We start from the raw sequence: 19,848 nt of genomic DNA on the forward strand, positions 1-19,848 counted from the left end.
AACGCCTCATGAACGGAGTGACCATGGCCGCTCTCTCACGCCGCACCCTGCTGGCCGCCGGTGCGGCCTCCGCCGCCACCCTGGCGACCGGCTGCGGAAGCAACAGCGCCGACAAGCCGATGGTCGGTTCAGCCGTTCCCCCCACCGGCGCGGCCGTCGACCAGAGTTCCGACCCCGCCGACGCCACCGAGCAGCAGGCCGTCCTGATCGGCGACGGCTCCACCTCCGACACCGGGGCCCAGCCCCACCAGCCCACCCCCGAGCGGCTCAAGGCCGGCGAACGGCCGCCGCAGTTCGTGGTCTTCTCCTGGGACGGCGCCGGCGAACTCGACAACGGACTGTTCGCCCGCTTCCGCCGGCTGGCGCAGGAGCACAACGCCTCGATGACCTTCTTCCTCAGCGGCCTCTACCTGCTGCCCGAGTCCAAGAAGGACCTCTACCGCCCCCCGCAGCACAAGGTCGGCGCCTCCGAGATCGGCTACCTCACCGACCAGCACATCCACGACACCCTGGAGAACGTGCACGCGGCCTGGCTGGAGGGCCACGAGATCGGCACCCACTTCAACGGCCACTTCTGCGGCGACACCGGCGTCGGCAAGTGGTCCCCGGAGGAGTGGGACAGCGAGATCCAGCAGGCCATGGACTTCGTGACGAACTGGCGCACCAACACCGGCTTCACCGACCTGCCGGCGCTGCCCTTCGACTACCGCAGGGAGCTGATCGGCAGCCGCACCCCCTGCCTGGAGGGCCAGCGCAACCTGCTGCCCACCGCGGTCAAGCGCGGCTGGCGCTACGACAGCAGCGGCAACGGCACCCAGGTGTGGCCGCAGAAGATCCAGGGCGGTGCGCTCTGGGACCTCCCGCTGCAGTCCATCCCCTTCCCCGGGCACACCTTCCAGGTGCTGTCGATGGACTACAACATCATGTACAACCAGTGCGGCCCCAACACCAAGGCCGACCCGGCGCTCTACCCGGGCTTCCAGGCCCAGGCCCGCGACTCCTACCTGCTGGGATTCGACCGCACCTACAACGGCAACCGGGCGCCGTACGTCATCGGCAACCACTTCGAGGAGTGGAACGGCGGCATCTACATGAACGCCGTCGAGGACGTGCTCCGGACGATCGCGGACAAGCCGGAGGTCCGGCTGGTCTCGTTCCGCCAACTGGTGGACTGGCTGGACGCCCAGGACCAGGCGGTGCTGCGCAAGCTCCAGGGCCTCGCCCCGGGCCAGGCGCCGACCGGCGGCTGGGAGGCCTTCCTCGGCACCCCCGGGGCACCGCCGGTGCCCTCCGCCGCCGCTGCCGGCTGACCCTCAGGACCTGGCCCGGACCCGGCCGGCGAGCAGCGCCCCCAGCAGCGCCACGCCGGCCATGGCCAGCAGGATCACCGCGAACGCCCCGGGCGAGCCGGCGGCCCCGGACGAGGCGGTGGCCCCGGCGCCCTCGTGGGCGGCGGCGAGCGAGCCGCCGCCCAGCACCGCGAACATCACCCCCGCCAGGCCCGTCAGCAGGACGTTGCCCAGCGCGTCGCTCATCTGCAGGGCCGCCGAGTTCACCCCGGCGTCCTCCGGCGCGGAGAGCTTCATCATCAGCACGCTGACGCTCGCGACCGTCAGTCCCATCCCGATGCCGCCGACGCCCCAGGCCACCGCCGCCACCCAGGCCGGCACCGCCGGGACCAGCACCAGCGCGGCGCCCGCGATCGCCACCGCGGTCAGCACGAACCCGCCCCGGATCATCGCCTCGCGGTAGCGCTCGGCTCCCGGCCGCCCCTGCAGCCAGGAGCCCAGCGCCCAGGTGAGCCCGCCGCTGGTCAGGGTGAGCCCCGACATCGTCGGCGAGAGGCCGCGCTCGGTGGTCATCATCAGCGGGACGAAGGCCTCGGCCCCGAGGAACGCCCCGGCCGCCAGTCCGCGCAGCAGGATCACCGCCGGCAGCCCCCGCCCGGCCCGCAGGGTCCGCTCGGGCAACAGCCCCAGGACGGCCGGCACCAGCAGCGCCGCCCCGACGACCCCGGGGAGCAGCCCGATCAGGTCGTGCCGCCCGCCCGCGTACTGCAGCAGGCCGGCACCGAGCGCCGCCATCGCGGCCAGCAGGGTGCGCCGGCGGTCGAAGTCCGAGCCCCTGGCCACCGGGTGCTCCCGCTCGGAGCGGGTCAGCGCGGGGCCCATCACGGCCAGCGGCAGCAGGATCAGCACCGGCACGGCCAGGAACACCCAGCGCCAGCCGAGGTGCTGGGTGATCGCGCCGGAGACCAGCGGCCCGATGATCGAGGGCAGCACCCAGGCCGAGGAGAAGGCCGCGAACACCGCCGGCCGCAGCCGCTCCGGGTAGGCCCGGCCGACCACCACGTACAGCGCGACGATCACCAGCCCGCCGCCCAGGCCCTGGATCGCCCGCCCGGCCACGAACACCCACATGCCCGGCGCCGTCCCGGCCACCACCAGGCCCACCCCGAACACCGCGATGCCGGTGAACAGCGGCTGCATCGGCCCGCGCCGGTCGCACCACTGCCCGGAGACGACCAGCGCGAACAGCGTGGTGGTGAAGTAGCCGGAGAAGGCGAAGGCGTACAGCCCGATGCCGTTCAGCTGGCGGGCCGCGGTCGGCATCGCGGTGTTGACGGCGGTCGCCTCGAAGGCGATCACCAGGACCACCGACACGATCCCCAGCGTCAGAGCGCGGTAGCGGCCGCTGAGGACCCCGCCCCCGGGGTCGAGTTCGGAGGGTATCGAGGCGGGGTCGACCGAGGTGGGGGAGGCAGTGGTCATACGTAACATCGTAAGGGCCGTCTGCCTTCATGACCCCTGACCCGAGTCGGTGACCAGCTAGGTCGCTGGGCCTAGGACCGGGGTCGGGGGAAGGGCGGGCGAAGCTCAGGCGGCGGTCAGTGGAGCACCTTCAGGCCGACCACGCCGGAGACGATGAGCAGCAGGCAGCCGATCCGGGCCGCCGTCACCGCGTCCCCCAGGACGGCCATGCCGTAGAGCGCGGTGCCGACCGCACCGATGCCGACCCAGACCGCGTAGCCGGTGCCGATCGGAATGGTGCGCATCGCGTACGCCAGCCCGCCCATGCTCAGCAGCAGGGCCACACCGAAGACGAGGCTGGGGGTGAGCCGGGAAAAGCCCTTGGACGACTCCAGGGCCACCGCCCACACGGTCTCCAGGACACCCGAGATGATCAGAACGAGCCATGCCATGACGGCCTACCTCCGCAGTCCACAGCGGCCGGATTGCCGCTGAACTGCGCCGTCTTGTCGTCACCGGGTACGACGCGCTCGTCCGGGGCGGCCGGGCAACCGACCACCTGGTTCCGACCGTAGCACAAGCCGCCATACAGAATTTACATTCCGCCGTTGACGGCCCCCCGCGCATTCCGCCACTATGAATTCACTGGCCGTGTGCCCGAGTGGCTTAGGGAACCGTCTGCAAAGCGGTGTACACGGGTTCGATTCCCGTCATGGCCTCGCCGGAAATGGAATTGCCGGTCGACATTCCGTCGACCGGCAATTCCTGTTTCCGGTATTTCCGGGACGGTCGGCCGAAGTCGCCGCCCCCGGCCGTCAGACCGCGACCGCGTCCTCCGGCCGGATCGGCAGCCGGCCGACCGGCAGGCCGGTGGCCGCCCGGACGGCGGCGGCCACGGCCGCCGGGGCGACCACCGCGGGGGCGGCGCTGACCGCCTTGGCCCCGAAGGTGGCGACCACGTCCCGCTCCTCCAGCAGGGCGGCGATGCGCACCTGCGGGGTGTCCAGCGCGGTGGGCAGCCGGTAGCCGGTGAGCGAGGGGTTCAGCAGCACGCCGCCCTCGGTGCGCAGGTCCTCCAGCAGCGCCAGGCCGACGCCCTGGGCCACGCCCGCCTCGATCCGGTCCTCGATCTGCCGCGGGTTCAGCGCCCGGCCGACGTCCTGGGCGACCGTCATCTCGACCACCCGGACGGCGCCCAGCTCGATGTCCACGTCCACCACCGCGCGCATCGCGCAGAACGCGATCGACACGAAGGCGTCGCCCTGCCCGGACTCGTCCAGCGGTTCGGTGGGGTGCGGGCGGCACTGGGCCGTCGCCCAGAGCTCCTTGCCCTCCAGCGCCTCGGCGACCGGCATGCCGAGCACCCCGTCGTACGAGGTGATCTTGCCGTCGGCGATCTGCAGCAGTTCCACCGACATCCCGAAGTTGGCGGCGATCGGCTGGAGCAGCTGGTGGCGGACCATCAGCGCGGCGCGCTCGACGGCGCCGCCGGAGACCCAGGTGTGCCGGCCCCGGGCGGAGGGACCGGCGATGGACTGGTCGCTGTCGGCCGGCGCGATGTACACCTCGCTGACGCCCAGCACGGTCTGCACGATCTGCCGGGCCAGCGTGGCGAAGCCCTGTCCGGAGTCGACGGCCGCGCAGATCACCGTGGCGTGGTCGCCGCTGACCCGCACGGTGGCGGTGGAGACCTCGTCCTCGCCCTCGGCGCCGAGCATGTGCACCATGCCGACGGCGTAGCCGATCCCGCGCCGCACCGCCGCCGGGTCGCCGGCCCCACCGGGCCCGCCCGGCAGCAGCCACTCGGCGTCCGGGTCGTCCACCGGCAGGGCCGGCAGCGGCTCGGCCGCGACGGCCTCCAGCAGCGCGCCGACCGGCGCCGGGCAGGTGACGGCCTGTCCGGTGGGCATCGGGTCGCCGGTGGCCATCGCGTTGCGGCGGCGGATCTCCACCGGGTCCACGCCGATCCGGGCGGCCAGCTGGTCCAGCTGCGACTCGTAGGCGAAGCAGGCCTGCAACGCGCCCTCGCCGCGCATCCGCCCGGCCGGCGGGTTGTTGGTGCGCACCGCCCAGGCGTCCACGAAGACGTTCGGGCAGACGTACGGGCCGACCGAGAAGGCGGTGGCGGCGGCCAGCGCCTCGGCGGAGACGTCCGCGTACGCGCCGCCGTCCAGCAGGATCTGCGCCTCGACCTTCACCAGGGTGCCCTCGGCGTCGGCGTGGTGGCGGTAGCGCAGCAGCGCGGGGTGGCGCGAGGGGTGGGTGTGGAAGGACTCCTCGCGGGTGAGGGTCATCTTCACCGGGCGGCCGGTGCGCAGCGCCAGCAGCGCCAGGGTGACCTGGAAGGAGAGGTCCTCGCGGTCGGTGGTGGCCCCGGGCACGCCGGTGACCACCAGCCGGACCCGGTCGGGCTCCAGGCCGAGGCAGGCGGCGGTGCGGTCGCGGTCGCCGTGCGGGTCGGTGGAGGACAGGTGCAGTTCGACGCCGCCGTCCGGGCGCGGCACGGCCAGCCCGGCCTCGGCCCCGAGCGGGGCCGGGTCCTGACGGCCGACCTGGTAGAGGCCCTCGATGATGATCTCGCCGGCCGCGTCCGGGTCCCCGGTGCGCAGCGGCAGGTGGCGGAACAGGTTGCCGTCCGGGTGCAGCGACGGGGCGGTGAAGGCCTGCTCGGGGTCGGTGACGGCCTCCAGCGGCTCGTAGTCGACCGCGATCAGACCGACCGCCAGCCGGGCGGTGTCCGGGTGGTCGGCGGCCACCGCGGCGATCGGCTCGCCGTGGTGGCGCACCACGCCCGCGGCCAGCACCGGCCGGTCGGCGACGATCGGCCCGGCCGGGGCGCCGTCCGGGGTTCCGTCCGGGCCGGGCGGCAGGTCGGCGGCGGTGACCACGGCGTGCACGCCGGGCAGCGCGAGCGCGGCCGCGGTGTCGATGCCCCTGATCCGGGCGTGCGGGTGCGGCGAGCGCAGCACCGCGCCCCAGAGCAGCCCCTCGGCCCACAGGTCGGCCGCGTACGGGTAGATGCCGAGCGCCTTGGGCAGCGCGTCGCTGCGCAGCGGTGAGCTGCCCAGGCCGAACGGCTCCGGTGCGCCGCCCTCGCCGCCGTCCTGCTGGAGTGCTGCGCCGATGTCGGTAGGCGACGTCATGATGCGTGGTCGTCCTCGGGGAGCCGGATGCCGTGGGCGGGGGTGGCGCCGTACGGGACGCCGGCCGGGGCGGTGCCGCCGGCCGGAGCGCCGTGCGGGGGCGTGGCGACGTACGGCGTGCCGTGCGGGGGCGTGCCGTCGAAGGCGGCCCCGGGCAGCGGCGTGCCGTGCGCGGGGGTGGGTTCGTAGACCGGGGCGTCGTACCCGGCGTCGTAGCCGTTCTGCTGCGGGTAGCCGCCGGGCACGTAGGTGCCGTGGGCGGGGGTGCCCTGGTACGGCTGCTCGGGGTAGCCCTGGGGCGGGTAGTACACCTGGTCGTCGGTGGTCTGGGCGGGGATGCCCTGGACCGGCGTCAGGACGGCGGTGTCGTACACGCCGGTGTCGTAGCCGCCCTGGCCGTCGCCGTACGGCTGGTCGGTGCCGGCCGGGGGCTGCTCGGCGGGCGGCTGCGGGACGTGCTCGATCCAGGCGTCGGAGTCGGCGTAGACCGGCGGTTCGGCGGCCGGCTCCGGTCCGGCGGCCGCTTCCCCGGCGGGCTGTTCGGCGGGCTGTCCCGCGACCGGGGCGGCGGCCTGGGCGGCGGCCGGAGAGGCCGCCTCCTCCGTCTCCTCGGCGTCCTCGGCGCGCGCGTCGGCGATGCTCTGGACGGCGGCCAGCACGCCGCGGTAGCCGGTGCAGCGGCAGAGGTTGCCGCAGAGCGCCTGGCGGGCCTCGACCTCGGTCGGGCGGTGGTTGCGCTGGAGCAGGTCGTGCACCGCCATCGCCATGCCGGGGGTGCAGTAGCCGCACTGCACCGCGCCGGACTCGGCCAGCGCCTGCTGGACGTCGCTCGCGCCGCCGGCGGCCGACAGGCCCTCGACGGTGTTGATCTCGCTGTCGGCGGCCAGCGCGGCGGGCACCAGGCAGCCGGCCACCAGCTGGCCGTCCACCTGCACCGAGCAGGCCCCGCACTCGCCCTGCTCGCAGCCGTCCTTGGCACCGGCCAGGCCGAGCCGCTCGCGCAGCACGTAGAGCAGGCTCTCGCCGATCCAGGCGTCGGTGACGGGCCGTTCGAAACCGTTGACCCGCAAGGTGTACGAGGCACACGGGCGCAGCTCGCGGCTGACCTGCGGGGTGAGGCCGAGCGGGTCGGCGTCGAGGGTCTCGATGGGGTCTGTGGTCACTTCAGCGCCCTTCCCAGTGCCCGTCGGGCCAGCACCGATACGGTACGCCGCAGCCGAACGGCGGCCGCGCTCGGCCCCTCGGTCACGGCCTCCCAGGCGCCTTCGGCGCCGTAGCTGTCGGGGACGCAGGCGGTGGCCACGTACTCGCCGAAGGCGGCGGTCGCGGCCGGGTCGATCTCCCGGCTGCCGTCCCAGTCGATGCAGCCGGCGACCCAGGCCTCGGCCTCCAGCGGGCGCAGCGGCACCGGTGCGACGGCGCCGACCGCGCAGCGCACGGCGCGCCGGGCGGGGTCGAGGACCAGCGCGACGGAGGCGGTGGCGCGGGCCGGGCCGCTGCGGCCGGTGGCCTTGAGGAAGACCTGCGGGGCGTGCAGCAGCGGGACGCGCACCCAGGTGAGGAGTTCGCCGGGGCGCACCGGGTCGAGGCCGGTGAGCAGGTGACTGACCGGCACCTCGCGGCTGGCGCCGGCCCGGGCGAGGGTGACGCTGGCCTCCAGGGCGGTGAGCACCGGGAGGGTGTCGCCGGCCGGGGCGGCGGTGACGATGTTGCCGCCGAGGGTGCCGACGTTGCGGACCTGCGGCGGGCCGGCGGTGCGGGCGGCGTCCGCGAGCGCGGGGATGAGCGCGGCGAAGTCGGGGCGGTCCATCCGGGCGTGGGTGAGTCCGGCGCCGAGGACGGCGGTGCCGCCGTCCTCGTAGCGCCAGCCGCGCAGTTCGGTGATCCGGCCGAGGCCGACCAGGGCGGCGGGGCGTAGCCGTCCGGCGTTGACGGCTTCCATCAGGTCGGTGGCTCCGGCCACCGGTACCGCGGCCGGGGTGGCGGCCAGCGCGTCGACGGCCTCGTCGAGGGAGGCCGGCAGCATGATCGTCCGGTTCACCTGGGTCCCACCGTGCTCCACTTGCTCATCGATCGGCTGCCGCCCGCGGCCTTCGGCCGTGGTGTCCGCGTCAGCAGCCCGGCCTGGCCCGTAGGGTACGGGCGATCGGGCCGGGTTGGGCAACTCTGGCACACAATGCTCGATGATCATTTCGGGGCAGGTGAACGGGACTGCCCGATTGGGACGGATACCGGGCGGTATCTGCCCCGGCCCGAACCGGACCAGGGCAGATGTTCATCTGTTCTTGACGTCAGATGACCACTCAGAAGTTCCCGCCGGAACGAGTCCGTCGCGCTCAGCGCACCGGCGGCGGGCCCTCGATCGGCCGGCCGGCCACCCCGGGCCAGCGCTGCCAGGGGTGCGGGCCGTCCGCCGGGCGGTACTCCACGCCGAGCGCGTCCAGCACCTTCAGGTGCGCCTCCAGCCGGTGCTGGAAGCCGGCGTAGTCGCGCTCGGCCGGATCGGTGGGCAGGTCGGACCAGGCGACCTCCGCGAAGGCCACCAACCGGGGGAAGGCCCGGTAGTCGATGTCCCGGGCGCTGTCCATGAACTCGCTCCACAGGTTGGCCTGGGTGCCGATCACGTGCCGGGCGGCGGTCTCGTCCAGCTGCCCGGGCACCGGTTCGAAGCGGTACACGTCCTCCAGCGTGCGCACGAAGCCGACCGGGATCGGCTCGTCCGGGCCGTCGGCCTGCCGGTGGTCGAAGTAGACGTGCTGCTCGGGGCACATCACCACGTCGTGCCCGGCCTTGGCCGCGGCGATCCCGCCGCCGAACCCGCGCCAGGAGGAGACGGCGGCGCCCGGGGCGAGCCCGCCCTCCAGGATCTCGTCCCAGCCGATCAGCCGGCGGCCGCGCTCGGCCAGCCAGCGGTCGAAGTGCCGGATCACGAAGCTCTGCAGCTCGTCCTCGTTGGCCAGGCCGAGTTCGCGGATCCGCGCCTGGGCGGCCGCGCTGTCCTTCCACTGCTCCTTGGGGCACTCGTCGCCGCCGAGGTGGATGAACTCGGACGGGAAGAGTTCCAGGACCTCCTCCAGCACGCCCTCGAAGAAGCGCAGGGTCTCCTCGGAGGCGTTGAGCACGTTGTGGCTGACGCCCCAGTCCGTCCAGACGCCGAGCGCCGCGGTGTCCACCACGTCGGTGTTGCCGAGCTCGGGGTAGGCCGCGACGGCGGCCTGGGTGTGCCCGGGCAGGTCGACCTCCGGGACGACGGTGACCCCGCGCGCGGCCGCGTAGGCGACGATCTCGCGCAGGTCGTCCTGGGTGTAGTAGCCGCCGTGCGGGCGGTCGTCGCGGCGCTGGCCGGCCCGGTAGCCGACCATCGAGCGGTCCCGCCAGGCGCCGCGCTCGGTCAGGCCGGGGTAGCGCTTGATCTCCACCCGCCAGCCCTGGTCGTCGGTCAGGTGCAGGTGCAGCACGTTGAGCTTGTGCGCGGCCAGCAGGTCGACGAAGCGCAGCACGTCCGACTTGGGCAGGAAGTGCCGGGCGACGTCGAGCAGCGCACCGCGCCAGCCGAACCGCGGGGCGTCCTCGATGTCCGCGCCGGGCAGCACCCAGCCGGTGCCGCGCAGCGGGGAACGGCGGAAGGCGTCCGGGCCGAGCAGCTGCCGCAGGGTCTGCGCCCCCCACAGCGCACCGGCCGGCCCGCCCGCGGCTATCAGGGCGTGGCCGGGGCGCACCGTGATCCGGTACGCCTCGGCGGCCAGCGCGTCGTCCTGGACCAGTTCGATGCCCGTGCCCGGCCGGCCCGGGCCGAGCGGCAGCCCGGTGGCCGCGGACAGCGCGGTGCGCAGCCACCGCTCGGCGTCGGCCAGCCCGGGCGGCGCGGTCAGCGTGGTGGCGTCGTCGAGGGGGAAGTCCTCGTCCGGGCGGCGGACGGCACTCGAAGGCACGGGAATGAGGTCCATTCCGACATCCTGCCCCCGCCCCGGACGACTGGCATAGACCACTTCGGAAACACGGCACTATGCAAAACGGCGCTGTGCACAACCACACCGTGCGCAACGGCGCCGGGCACCGGCCCGCGGCGGTCGGTGCTACTTGCCGCCGTTGTTGTCGTCGCCGCCCTGCGGCTTGCCGATGCCGTCGTAGATCTCCTTGCACATCGGGCAGACCGGGTACTTCTTCGGGTCGCGCCCGGGCACCCAGACCTTGCCGCAGAGCGCCACCACGGGCGAGCCGGAGAGCGCGCTCTCCATGATCTTGTCCTTCTGGACGTAGTGCGCGAAGCGCTCGTGGTCGCCGTCCCCGTGGGACACCTGGGGGACGGGCTCGACCAGGGTGCCGGTGCCGAGGCCGCGCTCGGGCTCAAGAGTGCTCATAGGTGCCAAGTCTATGGGCGCCCCGCGAAACCCGGCCAGTATCGCGACGGCGGCCCGTACGTCAGTTCAGCGTCGGGTCGTCCGGATAGGTCGCGAGCAGCGCCAGCGGGCCGCGCTGGCGGCGCAGCACCGAGCGCCACAGCCGCTCCGGTTCCGGGCTGGAGATGTCCCCCGGCTCGCAGTCCACCAGGTACCAGGCGCCGCTCCCCAGCTCCGTCTCCAGCTGGCCCGGCGACCAGCCGGCGTACCCGGCGAAGATCCGCAGCGCGCCCAGCTCGCCGGCCAGCACCTCGGGCGGCGCCTCCAGGTCCACCAGGCCGATCGCGCCGTGCACCCGCCGCCAGCCGAGCGGCTCGCCGGTGCCCGGCTCCCCCGGCGCCACGGCGAGGCCGAGCGCCGAGTCCAGCGCCACCGGTCCGCCCTGGAACACCACGGCGGGCTGCCCGACCAGCCGCCCCCAGCCGTCCAGCACGCTGCCCACCTCGACCGGCGTCGGCCGGTTGAGGACCACACCGAGCGCCCCCTCGACGTCGTGGTCGAGGAGCAGCACCACCGCCCGGGCGAAGTTCGGGTCGGTGAGCAGGGGCGTCGCGACGAGCAGACGGCCGGTGTGGGACCGTCCTGCGTGCGAGTGGGCCGCCGTCATGCCCACATGATCCCGCAGAACGGCCGGGGTCGGACACCTCAACGGTCGAAACCCCGCCACGCCGGACAAACACCCGAACGGCCCCTCCGGCGGGCGGGAGCGAGCCCGGAGAGAGGACCATCACGGGAGAGGCTCACGGGAACCATCGGCACGCCCACTACCATCTACGGATGGTGGACGCCCTTCTACGGTGCCGACTCGGTTTTGCCGGGGGCCCGAGCGCGCCCGTACCAACCGGTCCACCACCGGCTCTCTACCGGAGCCTTCCCACTCCTCTGGCACCCCGGATTGCGAGAACGATGACCGACGACGTCCTGCTGGTCCACGGCGGAAACCCGCTCGAAGGCGAGATCCGCGTCCGCGGTGCGAAGAACCTGGTGCCCAAGGCCATGGTCGCCGCCCTCCTCGGCCAGGGCCCCAGCAGACTGCGCAACGTCCCGGACATCCGCGACGTCAAGGTGGTCCGCGGACTGCTCCAGCTGCACGGGGTCACCGTGCGGACCGGCGACGAGGACGGCGAGCTGATCCTCGACCCGTCGCACGTGGAGAGTGCGAACGTCACCGACATCGACGCGCACGCGGGCTCCTCGCGGATCCCGATCCTGTTCTGCGGCCCGCTGCTGCACCGCCTCGGCCACGCCTTCATCCCGGGCCTGGGCGGCTGCGACATCGGCGGCCGTCCGGTCGACTTCCACTTCGAGGTGCTGCGCCAGTTCGGCGCCACCATCGAGAAGCACCCGCAGGGCACCTACCTGGTCGCCCAGCAGCGCCTGCGCGGCACCAAGATCGAGCTGCCCTACCCCTCGGTCGGCGCGACCGAGCAGGTGCTGCTCACCGCCGTCCTCGCCGAGGGCGTCACCGAGCTGCGCAACGCGGCCATCGAGCCGGAGATCGTCGACCTGATCTGCGTGCTGCAGAAGATGGGCGCGATCATCACCCTGGGCACCGACCGGACCATCCTGATCACCGGCGTCGACGAGCTGGGCGGCTACACCCACCGCGCGCTGCCGGACCGCCTGGAGGCCGCTTCCTGGGCCTGCGCGGCGCTGGCCACCAAGGGCGACATCTACGTCCGCGGCGCCCGCCAGCTGGAGATGATGACCTTCCTGAACACCTTCCGGAAGGTCGGCGGCGCCTTCGAGGTGGAGGACGAGGGCATCCGCTTCTGGCACCCGGGCGGCGAGCTCAAGGCGATCGCCCTGGAGACCGACGTGCACCCGGGCTTCCAGACCGACTGGCAGCAGCCGCTGGTCGTCGCCCTGACCCAGGCCACCGGCCTGTCCATCGTCCACGAGACGGTGTACGAGTCGCGGCTCGGATTCACCGGCGCGCTCAACCAGATGGGTGCACACATCCAGCTGTACCGCGAGTGCCTGGGCGCCACCCCGTGCCGCTTCGGCGCGCGCAACTTCCTGCACTCGGCGGTCGTCTCCGGCCCGTCCAAGCTGATGGGCGCCGAGCTGGTCATCCCCGACCTGCGCGGCGGCTTCTCGTACCTGATCGCGGCGCTGGCGGCCGAGGGCACCTCGACCGTGCACGGCATCGACCTGATCAACCGCGGCTACGAGAACTTCATGGACAAGCTGCGCGACCTCGGCGCCCACGTCGAGCTGCCGTCCGAGCAGCTGGTCGACGCCTGATCCGCAGGGCCCACCGGGCCACGGGCCCACGGGCCCACGACGAGAGGCCGGGCTCCCCAGAAGGGGAGCCCGGCCTCTCGGGCGTTCAAGGGGTGGTTCAGGCGCCCTTGGCGGCTTCCTTCAGCTTGGAGCCGGCGCTCACCTTGGCGCTGTAGCCGGCCGCGATCTGGATCGGCTCACCGGTCTGCGGGTTGCGGGCGGTGCGGGCGGCGCGGTGGGTGCGCTCGAAGGTCAGGAAACCGGGGATGGTGACCTTCTCGTCGCCCTTGGCGACGACCTCGCCGACGATCTCGGCGAAGGCGGCCAGAACGGCGTCGGCGTCCTTGCGGGTCACCTCGGCGCGCTCGGACAGCGCGGCCACCAGCTCACTGCGGTTCATGTGTACTCCTGTGGTCTGTTCGCTTGCGGTGTGCGGGGGCCCATCGGTACTCCCACCGGGGGGCACCCGGATAGGCCGCAGGTCCGCACACTGTGCTCATGCAGGCATTGCGTGGTCGCAGGCCGGGTCCGTACCCGATGCCGCGCGCCGGTGCCGTCGAAGGCCCGTCCGCCTGCCTGGATACGAATCCTGCCCCGACCGGCCCCGAGAAAGCCAATCGGGCCCCGGCCACGACACCCGAACGAACCCCACCCGTTGGAGGTGTGACGCTCCGTCGGCTCCGGCGGACCGGGCCCGGGCGGCGGTCGGGACGACGCGCCGGAAGACCAGGGGGACGTTCCGTACTTGTCGGACACGCCTGCCCCGTGCAGGGCTACCGTACGCCCTAGGCACGACAAGCCCAAACACGCCCCTCGCCCTTGTGTCGCAAGGGTTCGGGGCGGACTCGGGCGGGTAAGGCCGCTATTCGGACATTTGACCGATCAGCGACACGTCGGCCACCTCGCCGGTCAGAGCTTGACGGTGGGGAAGGAGGAGGCGTCGAGCGTGCCGACGATACCCGGGGTCGGACGGGCCGGCTCCGTGCTCTCCTGGACGCCCGCCAGCGCCGCCTCGCGCACCGCCGAGGCGACCGTCTTGGCGACGTCCTTGTGGAAGACGCTCGGGATGATGTAGTTGGCGTTCAGCTCGTCGTCGGCGACGGTGGTGGCCAGCGCCCGGGCGGCGGCGATCATCATCTCGGTGTTGACGGTGCGGCTCTGGGCGTCCAGGAGGCCGCGGAAGACACCCGGGAAGACCAGCACGTTGTTGATCTGGTTGGGGAAGTCGCTGCGGCCGGTGGCGACCACGGCGGCGGTCTGCCGGGCGATGGCCGGGTCGACCTCCGGGTCCGGGTTGGCCAGCGCGAAGACGATCGAGTCCTCGGCCATGGTGGCCAGGTCGTCGCCGTCCAGGACGTTCGGGGCCGAGACGCCGATGAAGACGTCGGCGTCCGCCACGGCCTCCTTGAGGCTGCCCGTGCGGCCCGAGCGGTTGGTGTGCTCGGCGATCCAGCGCAGGCTGTCGTTGAGGTCCTCCCGGCCCTGGTGGACCACACCGCGCACGTCCGCCACGGTGGCGTGCTCGACGCCGGCCGCCAGCAGCAGCTTGAGGATCGCGGTACCGGCGGCGCCGGCGCCCGACATCACCACCCGGATGTCGCCGATCTCCTTGCCGACCACCTTCAGCGCGTTGGTGAGGGCGGCCAGCACCACGATCGCGGTGCCGTGCTGGTCGTCGTGGAAGACCGGGATGTCCAGGGCCTCGCGCAGCCGGGCCTCGATCTCGAAGCAGCGCGGCGCGGAGATGTCCTCCAGGTTGATGCCCGCGAAGCCGGGGGCGATCGCCTTGACGATGGCCACGATCTCGTCGGTGTCCTGGGTGTCCAGGCAGATCGGCCAGGCGTCGATCCCGGCGAAGCGCTTGAACAGGGCCGCCTTGCCCTCCATGACCGGCAGCGCGGCGGCCGGGCCGATGTTGCCCAGGCCCAGCACCGCCGAGCCGTCGGTGACCACGGCGACGCTGTTGCGCTTGATGGTGAGGCGGCGGGCGTCCTCGGGGTTCTCGGCGATCGCCATGCAGACCCGGGCGACGCCCGGGGTGTAGATCATGCTGAGGTCGTCACGGTTGCGGATCGGGAGCTTGGACGACATCTCGATCTTGCCGCCGAGGTGCATCAGGAAGGTGCGGTCCGAGACCTTGCCGATCGACACGCCGTCGATCGCCCGCAGCTTCTCGACGATCTCCTCGCCGTGCGCGACCGAGGAGGCCGCCACCGTCACGTCGATCCGCAGCGCCTCCAGGCCGGAGGCGGTGACGTCGAGACCGGTCACCGAACCGCCGGAGGACTCCACGGCCGTGGTGATCGCACTGACGGCGTTGCCCCGGGCCGGGACCTCCAGCCGCACCGTGATCGAGTTGGAGACACTGGGCACCGTCGCCATCGACGCTTCCTTCTTCCGTCCGTGCGGCAGGTTCAACATTTTGTTGAAGGCATCGCCTGCGCATGCTAGACCTCGATCGTCGCACCTTCCAAGGGGTAGCCAGAAATAACGTTCATTGAGTGTGCGGACCCGACAACTTCTTGCCTCTCCGGGCCGATGCGTTACATTGGACGGGACACCGGCTCGATCCAAGCCCCCGGGCCCAACCTTCGTCCCTTCGAGGGACCACTTGCCGCGAGGCGAGCATGGCGGGTCGGTGTCACTAACGTCTGAAGGCCCCTCACCATCCGGTGAGGGGCCTTCTTCGTCCGGCGGACCGGCCGTCAGCCGTGCAGCAGCGCGGGCACGCCGGCCGCGTCCGGCAGGTCGTCCGGACCGGACAGCACGGTCAGCCGCTGGGTCGCCCGGGTGAGCGCCACGTACAGCACCCGCAGGCCGGCCTCCGACTCGCCGGCGATGCCGGTCGGGTCGGCCACCACGGTCGCGTCGTACTCCAGGCCCTTCGCCTCCAGGCTGCCCAGCACCACCGCCCGCTCGCCCAGGCCCTCGGCCCAGCCGGCCGCCTCGGCCCGGCGGTCCATCGGCACCACGATCGCCACGGTGCCGTCCACCTCGCCCAGCAGCCGCTCCAGCTCCGCCCGGGCCGCCGCGCCGAAGGCCTCCGGGGCGGGGTCCACGACGGCCGCGAAGCGCGGCTCGACGCCGACCCGGCGCACCGCGGTCGGCGACGGGGTGCCCGGCGCGGCCAGCGCCAGCACCTTGGCCGCGACCTCGGCGATCTCCGCCGGGTTGCGGTAGTTGACGGTCAGCGTGAAGCGGCGGCGCGGCTTGCCGGACAGCACCTCGTCCAGCGCGGCCTGCGCCTCCTGCGGGAACGGCCAGGAGGACTGCGCCGGGTCGCCGACGATCGTCCAGGTCGCCATCCGGGCCCGGCGGCCGATCATCCGCCACTGCATCGGGGTGAGGTCCTGCGCCTCGTCCACGATCACGTGCGCGTACTCGGTGCGCTCGACGGGGACGCGCTCGCGCTGGCGGGAGCTGCGGTCGGCGAAGGTGGTGACCTCCTCCAGCCCGCTCAGCAGGTCCACCGCGTCCACCTCGCGCACCTTCGGCCGGGCCGCCTCGCCGAGCAGCACCTGGAGCTCGTCCACCAGCGCGACGTCGTGCGCGGACAGCGCGCCCTCCCCGTTCGGGGACAGCCGGCGCCAGGACGCCGCCAGCAGCCTCGCCTCGTCCGGGGAGACGGCGCGGCGGGCGATCCGGTTGATGTGCCGGTGCTGCTTGAGCGTGCCGAGCACCCGGCGCGGGGTCACGGCGGGCCACCAGGCGTCCAGGAAGTCCAGGAACGGCGCCTCGTCCGAGACGTACTCGTCGAAGGACTCCTTCTCCTCCTGGCGCTGCTCGCGGGCGTAGTGGTCGGTCGGCTTCGGCAGGTGCCGGGTGACCTCCTGCCACAGGGCGTCCAGCAGCAGGCGGCGGGCGCGCGGGCGCAGCAGGTTCAGCGGGGTGCCGCCGGAGCCGATCACGTTGCCGCGCACGGCCTTGAGCCGGCCCGCGTCCAGCTTGAGCACCTCGCCGCGGGCGACCACCTTCAGCTCCTGCGGCGCGCCCAGCTCCAGCGCGGCCCGGGCGGCCCGGCGCAGCAGCTGGACCATCCGGCCCGAGCCCTTGACCCGGGCCGCCTCCGGGCTGTCGTAGGTGCCCGCCTCGATGCCGTCCACCAGCGAGCCGACCGCGCGGATGGCGACCTGCCCCTCCTCGCCGAGCGAGGGCAGCACGCCCTCGGTGTAGGAGACCAGCAGCGGGGTCGGCGAGACCACCAGGATGCCCCCGGCGTAGCGGCGGCGGTCCTGGTACAGCAGGTACGCGGCGCGGTGCAGGGCCACGGCGGTCTTGCCGGTGCCCGGGCCGCCGGTGACGAGCGTGGCGCCGGCGGCGGCCGCCCGGATCACCTCGTCCTGCTCCTTCTGGATGGAGGAGACGATGTCGCGCATCGAGTGGCTGCGGGCGCGGCCGAGCGAGGCCATCAGTGCGCCGTCGCCGACCACCGCCAGCTCCCGGCCGTTCAGGGTCGGGGTGAGGTCGGGACGCAGCAGGTCGTCCTCGACGCCGATCACCCGGCGCCCCTTGGACCGGATCACCCGGCGGCGGACCACCCGGCCCGGCTCGACCGGGGTGGCGCGGTAGAACGGCGCGGCGGCGGGCGCCCGCCAGTCGATCACCAGCGGACCGTACTCGGCGTCCAGCACGCCGAGACGGCCGATGTGCAGGGTCTCGGCGACGGCCGGGTCGGCCGGGTCGAGCGGCGTGTCGGAGGGGATGCCGTGTTCCTCCGGGGCGTCCGCCCGCTGGAGGTCGATCCGGCCGAACAGGAAGTCCTCGAACTCGTTGTTCAGGCGCTGGAGGTGGGCGCCGGCCCGGTAGACCTGGGCGTCGCGCTCGGCGAGCGCGCCGGGGGTGCCGACGTGGACCCGCTTGGCGGCGTCCTCCAGGATGTACTCGGCCTCGGCGAGTTTCTCCTCCAGCCGGCGGTAGACGGTGTCGAGGTGCTGCTGCTCACCGGCGATCTCGCGCTCGCGCACGGTCTCGCGGTCGGTGGCGGCGGTGGTGTCCGTGTTGCTCTGCATGGCCTCGGTGGTAGCGGCGGAATCCGGCTCCGGAAAACGAGCGGACGGATGATCCTACGCCCCAACCGGGGTAAACGTGAAGGCCGCCCACCGCAAAGCGGTGGACGGCCTTCACTGTCAACATGGGGTGGTGGAGATGCCGGGAATCGAACCCGGGTCCAGTGGAGTTAATTCAGGGCTTCTCCGAGCGCAGTCCGCTGTGATTTTCTCGGCCCTGGCAGTCACACGGACAAGCCGCCAACAGGCCCAGCTGCTGTTTGATTTCCCATCCACCCTCGCAGCCCGGGTGGACGGTTGAGTTCCCTAGATTATGCCAGGGTCCGGGTCGGGAACTCCCCGGTCTGACACCCAAGCGCTATCGGTGCTTATTAGGCAGCGAGAGCGAACTGCTGGGAATCGCGCTTAGAGTTGGCGATTATTTTTTTGCGACACGTGGTTAACGAGATCATTGCCGCGTTCCTCGGCTCGCTTCCCCTGTTTCAACATCCCCTGTCGAAACCGATCATCCCCATGTTTTGTTGAGAAACAGCCGGACGGTGACCGTCCGTGTTGCTGCCGCCATAGTACGCGAGGCGGCGGGTGAGGGTCCAGCGGATTAACGCTGGCGCCGCCGGGCGGCCGCCACCGCACGGGCCGTCTCGCGGGTGTCCTGCTTCTCGCGCAGCGTCTGCCGCTTGTCGTACAGCTTCTTGCCGACCGCGAGCGCCAGTTCGAGCTTCACCCGGCCGTCCTTGAAGTACAGCGAGAGCGGGACGAGCGTGTGGCCCGCGTCGCGGACCGTGCTCTCGATCTTGCGGATCTCCAGCCGGTGCAGCAGCAGCTTGCGCTTGCGCCGGGCCGCGTGGTTGGTCCACGTCCCCTGGGTGTACTCGGGGATGAACACGTTGTCGATCCAGGCCTCGTGGTTCTGGATGTAGGCGTAGCCGTCGACCAGGTTGGCCCGCCCCTCGCGCAGTGACTTCACCTCCGTACCGGTGAGCACGAGGCCGCACTCGTAGGTGTCGAGGATCGTGTACTCGTGTCGCGCCTTCTTGTTCTGCGCGATCAGCTTCTGTCCGGTTTCCTTTGCCATAGCGCGGCCATTCTCGCACTTCGGCCGGTTCGGGGCAGCCCCTTTAGGCCCGGGTGCCGAGCCCGGCCAGCACCCGCAGGGCGAGCGCGTCGGCGTCCTCGCCGGCCGCCGCCGGGACGTCCGGGGTCAGGCCGGTGCCCTCCGGGGAGCGGCCGGCCGGGGTGTAGTAGCGGCCGACGGTCAGCTCCAGCACGGCGCCGTCGGCGAGCCGGCTGGGCTGCTGGACGGTGCCCTTGCCGAAGGTCCGGGAGCCGACCACCACGGCGCGGCTGCGGTCCTGGAGCGCGCCGGTGAGCAGTTCGGCGGCGCTCATCGTGCCGCCGTCGACCAGCACCACCAGCGGGGTGCGCTGGTCGCCCCCGGGCGGGGCGGTCAACTCCCGGGTCTCGCCGCGCTCCTGGTACGAGCCGACCGGGCCGCCGTCGAGGAAGATCCCGGCGGTTCCGGCGGCCTCCTCGACCAACCCGCCCGAGTTGCCGCGCAGATCGAGCACCACACCGGCGTGCGGGGCGCGCAGCGCGGCGCGCACCTGATCGGTCACGCCGCTGGTGAAGGCCCGCACGGCGATCCGCAGCACGCCCTTCTCCAACTGCTCGGCGGTGACCTGCCGGCTGTCCAACAGGGCCCGCCGCAGCCGCAGTTCGCGGACCTCGCCGGCACCGCGCCGCACGGCGAGGGTGACCTCGGAGCCCACCCCGCGCTCGCCGTCGCGCCCGCGCAGCCGGGCCACCACCTCGGTGACCGGCAGGTGGTCGGCCTGGTCCTGGTCGATCCGCAGCAGCCGGTCGCCGGCCTCGATCCCGGCCGTGGCGGCGGGCCCTGCGGGCGCGACCTGGGAGATCGCGGTGACGCCGTCCTGGCCGCGGCCGACCGAGAGCCCGACGCCCAGGTAGCGGCCGTCCAGTCCCTGGCTGAACGCGGCGTACTCCTGGGCGCTGTAGTAGGCGCCCCAGCGGTCGCCGTTGGCCCCGAGCAGGTGCTCGGCCTGCTGCTCGGACAAGGCGGTGCCGGCCGGGTCCGCCGGGAGGCCCGGGGCGGCGCCCGCGACCGGGGCGGCACCGGCGGCCGGGCGCCGCGGCGGGTCGCCCCAGGCGCCGGTGGCGGCCCCGGCGATCAGCACGACGCCGAACACCAGGCTGAGGGTGGCCACCTGACGTGCCCTGCGCGGAGTTTCCAGCATGGCACCGGAGTGTAGACACCGCGTCGGGCCCGACGGGCCGCAACGGCGGGCGAAACGGCGGCGGCCCC

General features: G+C 73.0%; 14 protein-coding genes, 1 tRNA gene, 1 other RNA gene, 1 pseudogene and 1 riboswitch. Of the genes and pseudogenes, 3 read left to right on the top strand and 14 right to left on the bottom strand.

What is annotated here, in order from left to right; all coding sequences use genetic code 11:
- Nucleotides 1-23: 23 nt before the first annotated feature.
- Complete coding sequence (locus tag AB0O19_RS16415) at nt 24-1,310, top strand: hypothetical protein (RefSeq protein ID WP_363620106.1); 1,287 nt, start codon at nt 24-26, stop codon at nt 1,308-1,310.
- A gap of 3 nt (nt 1,311-1,313) precedes the next feature.
- Here AB0O19_RS16415 and AB0O19_RS16420 read toward each other — a convergent pair whose 3' ends face one another.
- The gene (locus AB0O19_RS16420) at nt 1,314-2,771 is read right to left on the bottom strand and encodes an MFS transporter (RefSeq protein ID WP_363620108.1); all 1,458 of its coding nucleotides are present in this window, start codon (nt 2,769-2,771) and stop codon (nt 1,314-1,316) included.
- Nucleotides 2,772-2,887: 116 nt separating this feature from the next.
- Nucleotides 2,888-3,202, bottom strand: coding sequence for an SMR family transporter (locus AB0O19_RS16425; protein WP_350881126.1), 315 nt, complete (start codon nt 3,200-3,202; stop codon nt 2,888-2,890).
- Nucleotides 3,203-3,245: 43 nt separating this feature from the next.
- Nucleotides 3,246-3,312, bottom strand: a riboswitch (guanidine-III (ykkC-III) riboswitch).
- Nucleotides 3,313-3,397: 85 nt separating this feature from the next.
- Between AB0O19_RS16425 and AB0O19_RS16430 the strand changes: the two genes are divergently transcribed.
- Nucleotides 3,398-3,469 (top strand) — tRNA-Cys (locus AB0O19_RS16430).
- Between the two features lie 96 nt (nt 3,470-3,565).
- Here the strand turns inward: AB0O19_RS16430 and AB0O19_RS16435 are convergent.
- The 6 genes and pseudogenes from AB0O19_RS16435 to AB0O19_RS16460 all read right to left on the bottom strand — a co-directional run bounded on the left by AB0O19_RS16435 (nt 3,566) and on the right by AB0O19_RS16460 (nt 10,900).
- Nucleotides 3,566-5,893, bottom strand: a complete 2,328-nt coding sequence (locus tag AB0O19_RS16435; protein ID WP_079135849.1) for a xanthine dehydrogenase family protein molybdopterin-binding subunit — start codon at nt 5,891-5,893, stop codon at nt 3,566-3,568.
- Nucleotides 5,894-6,528: 635 nt separating this feature from the next.
- Nucleotides 6,529-6,975: pseudogene (locus AB0O19_RS16440) on the bottom strand ((2Fe-2S)-binding protein); the annotation flags it as partial.
- A 77-nt stretch (nt 6,976-7,052) separates the two neighbouring features.
- Nucleotides 7,053-7,919, bottom strand: a complete 867-nt coding sequence (locus AB0O19_RS16445; RefSeq protein ID WP_363587211.1) for an FAD binding domain-containing protein — start codon at nt 7,917-7,919, stop codon at nt 7,053-7,055.
- Nucleotides 7,920-8,229: 310 nt separating this feature from the next.
- A complete protein-coding gene (locus AB0O19_RS16450; protein WP_363620110.1) occupies nt 8,230-9,840 on the bottom strand; it encodes a beta-N-acetylhexosaminidase in 1,611 nt (536 codons plus the stop codon).
- A gap of 129 nt (nt 9,841-9,969) precedes the next feature.
- A complete protein-coding gene (locus tag AB0O19_RS16455; RefSeq protein WP_063349181.1) occupies nt 9,970-10,254 on the bottom strand; it encodes a DUF3039 domain-containing protein in 285 nt (94 codons plus the stop codon).
- 61 nt (nt 10,255-10,315) lie between these two features.
- Nucleotides 10,316-10,900: a YqgE/AlgH family protein gene (locus tag AB0O19_RS16460; RefSeq protein WP_063349180.1), complete on the bottom strand. Its 585-nt coding sequence runs from the start codon at nt 10,898-10,900 to the stop codon at nt 10,316-10,318.
- A gap of 299 nt (nt 10,901-11,199) precedes the next feature.
- On the opposite strand from AB0O19_RS16460, the gene murA reads away from it, so the two are divergent.
- Nucleotides 11,200-12,540, top strand: coding sequence for a UDP-N-acetylglucosamine 1-carboxyvinyltransferase (gene murA / locus AB0O19_RS16465; protein WP_363620112.1), 1,341 nt, complete (start codon nt 11,200-11,202; stop codon nt 12,538-12,540).
- 97 nt (nt 12,541-12,637) lie between these two features.
- Here murA and AB0O19_RS16470 read toward each other — a convergent pair whose 3' ends face one another.
- The 6 genes from AB0O19_RS16470 to AB0O19_RS16495 form a co-directional block, all read right to left on the bottom strand.
- A complete protein-coding gene (locus AB0O19_RS16470; RefSeq protein WP_030059737.1) occupies nt 12,638-12,919 on the bottom strand; it encodes an HU family DNA-binding protein in 282 nt (93 codons plus the stop codon).
- 509 nt (nt 12,920-13,428) lie between these two features.
- Entirely contained in the window at nt 13,429-14,901 is a 1,473-nt protein-coding gene (locus AB0O19_RS16475) for an NAD-dependent malic enzyme (RefSeq protein ID WP_363620114.1), read from the bottom strand.
- A gap of 323 nt (nt 14,902-15,224) precedes the next feature.
- On the bottom strand, nt 15,225-17,528 hold the full coding sequence (locus AB0O19_RS16480) for a UvrD-helicase domain-containing protein (protein WP_363620116.1): 2,304 nt from the start codon (nt 17,526-17,528) through the stop codon (nt 15,225-15,227).
- Nucleotides 17,529-17,656: 128 nt separating this feature from the next.
- Nucleotides 17,657-18,038: a transfer-messenger RNA gene (gene ssrA, locus AB0O19_RS16485) on the bottom strand.
- A gap of 85 nt (nt 18,039-18,123) precedes the next feature.
- Nucleotides 18,124-18,600, bottom strand: a complete 477-nt coding sequence (gene smpB / locus AB0O19_RS16490; protein WP_350881115.1) for an SsrA-binding protein SmpB — start codon at nt 18,598-18,600, stop codon at nt 18,124-18,126.
- A gap of 43 nt (nt 18,601-18,643) precedes the next feature.
- Nucleotides 18,644-19,780, bottom strand: a complete 1,137-nt coding sequence (locus AB0O19_RS16495) for a S41 family peptidase (protein WP_363620118.1) — start codon at nt 19,778-19,780, stop codon at nt 18,644-18,646.
- Nucleotides 19,781-19,848: the final 68 nt, after the last annotated feature.

Origin of the sequence: Kitasatospora sp. NPDC091276 (assembly GCF_040684355.1) — a bacterium.
Classification (GTDB): Bacteria; Actinomycetota; Actinomycetes; order Streptomycetales; family Streptomycetaceae; genus Kitasatospora.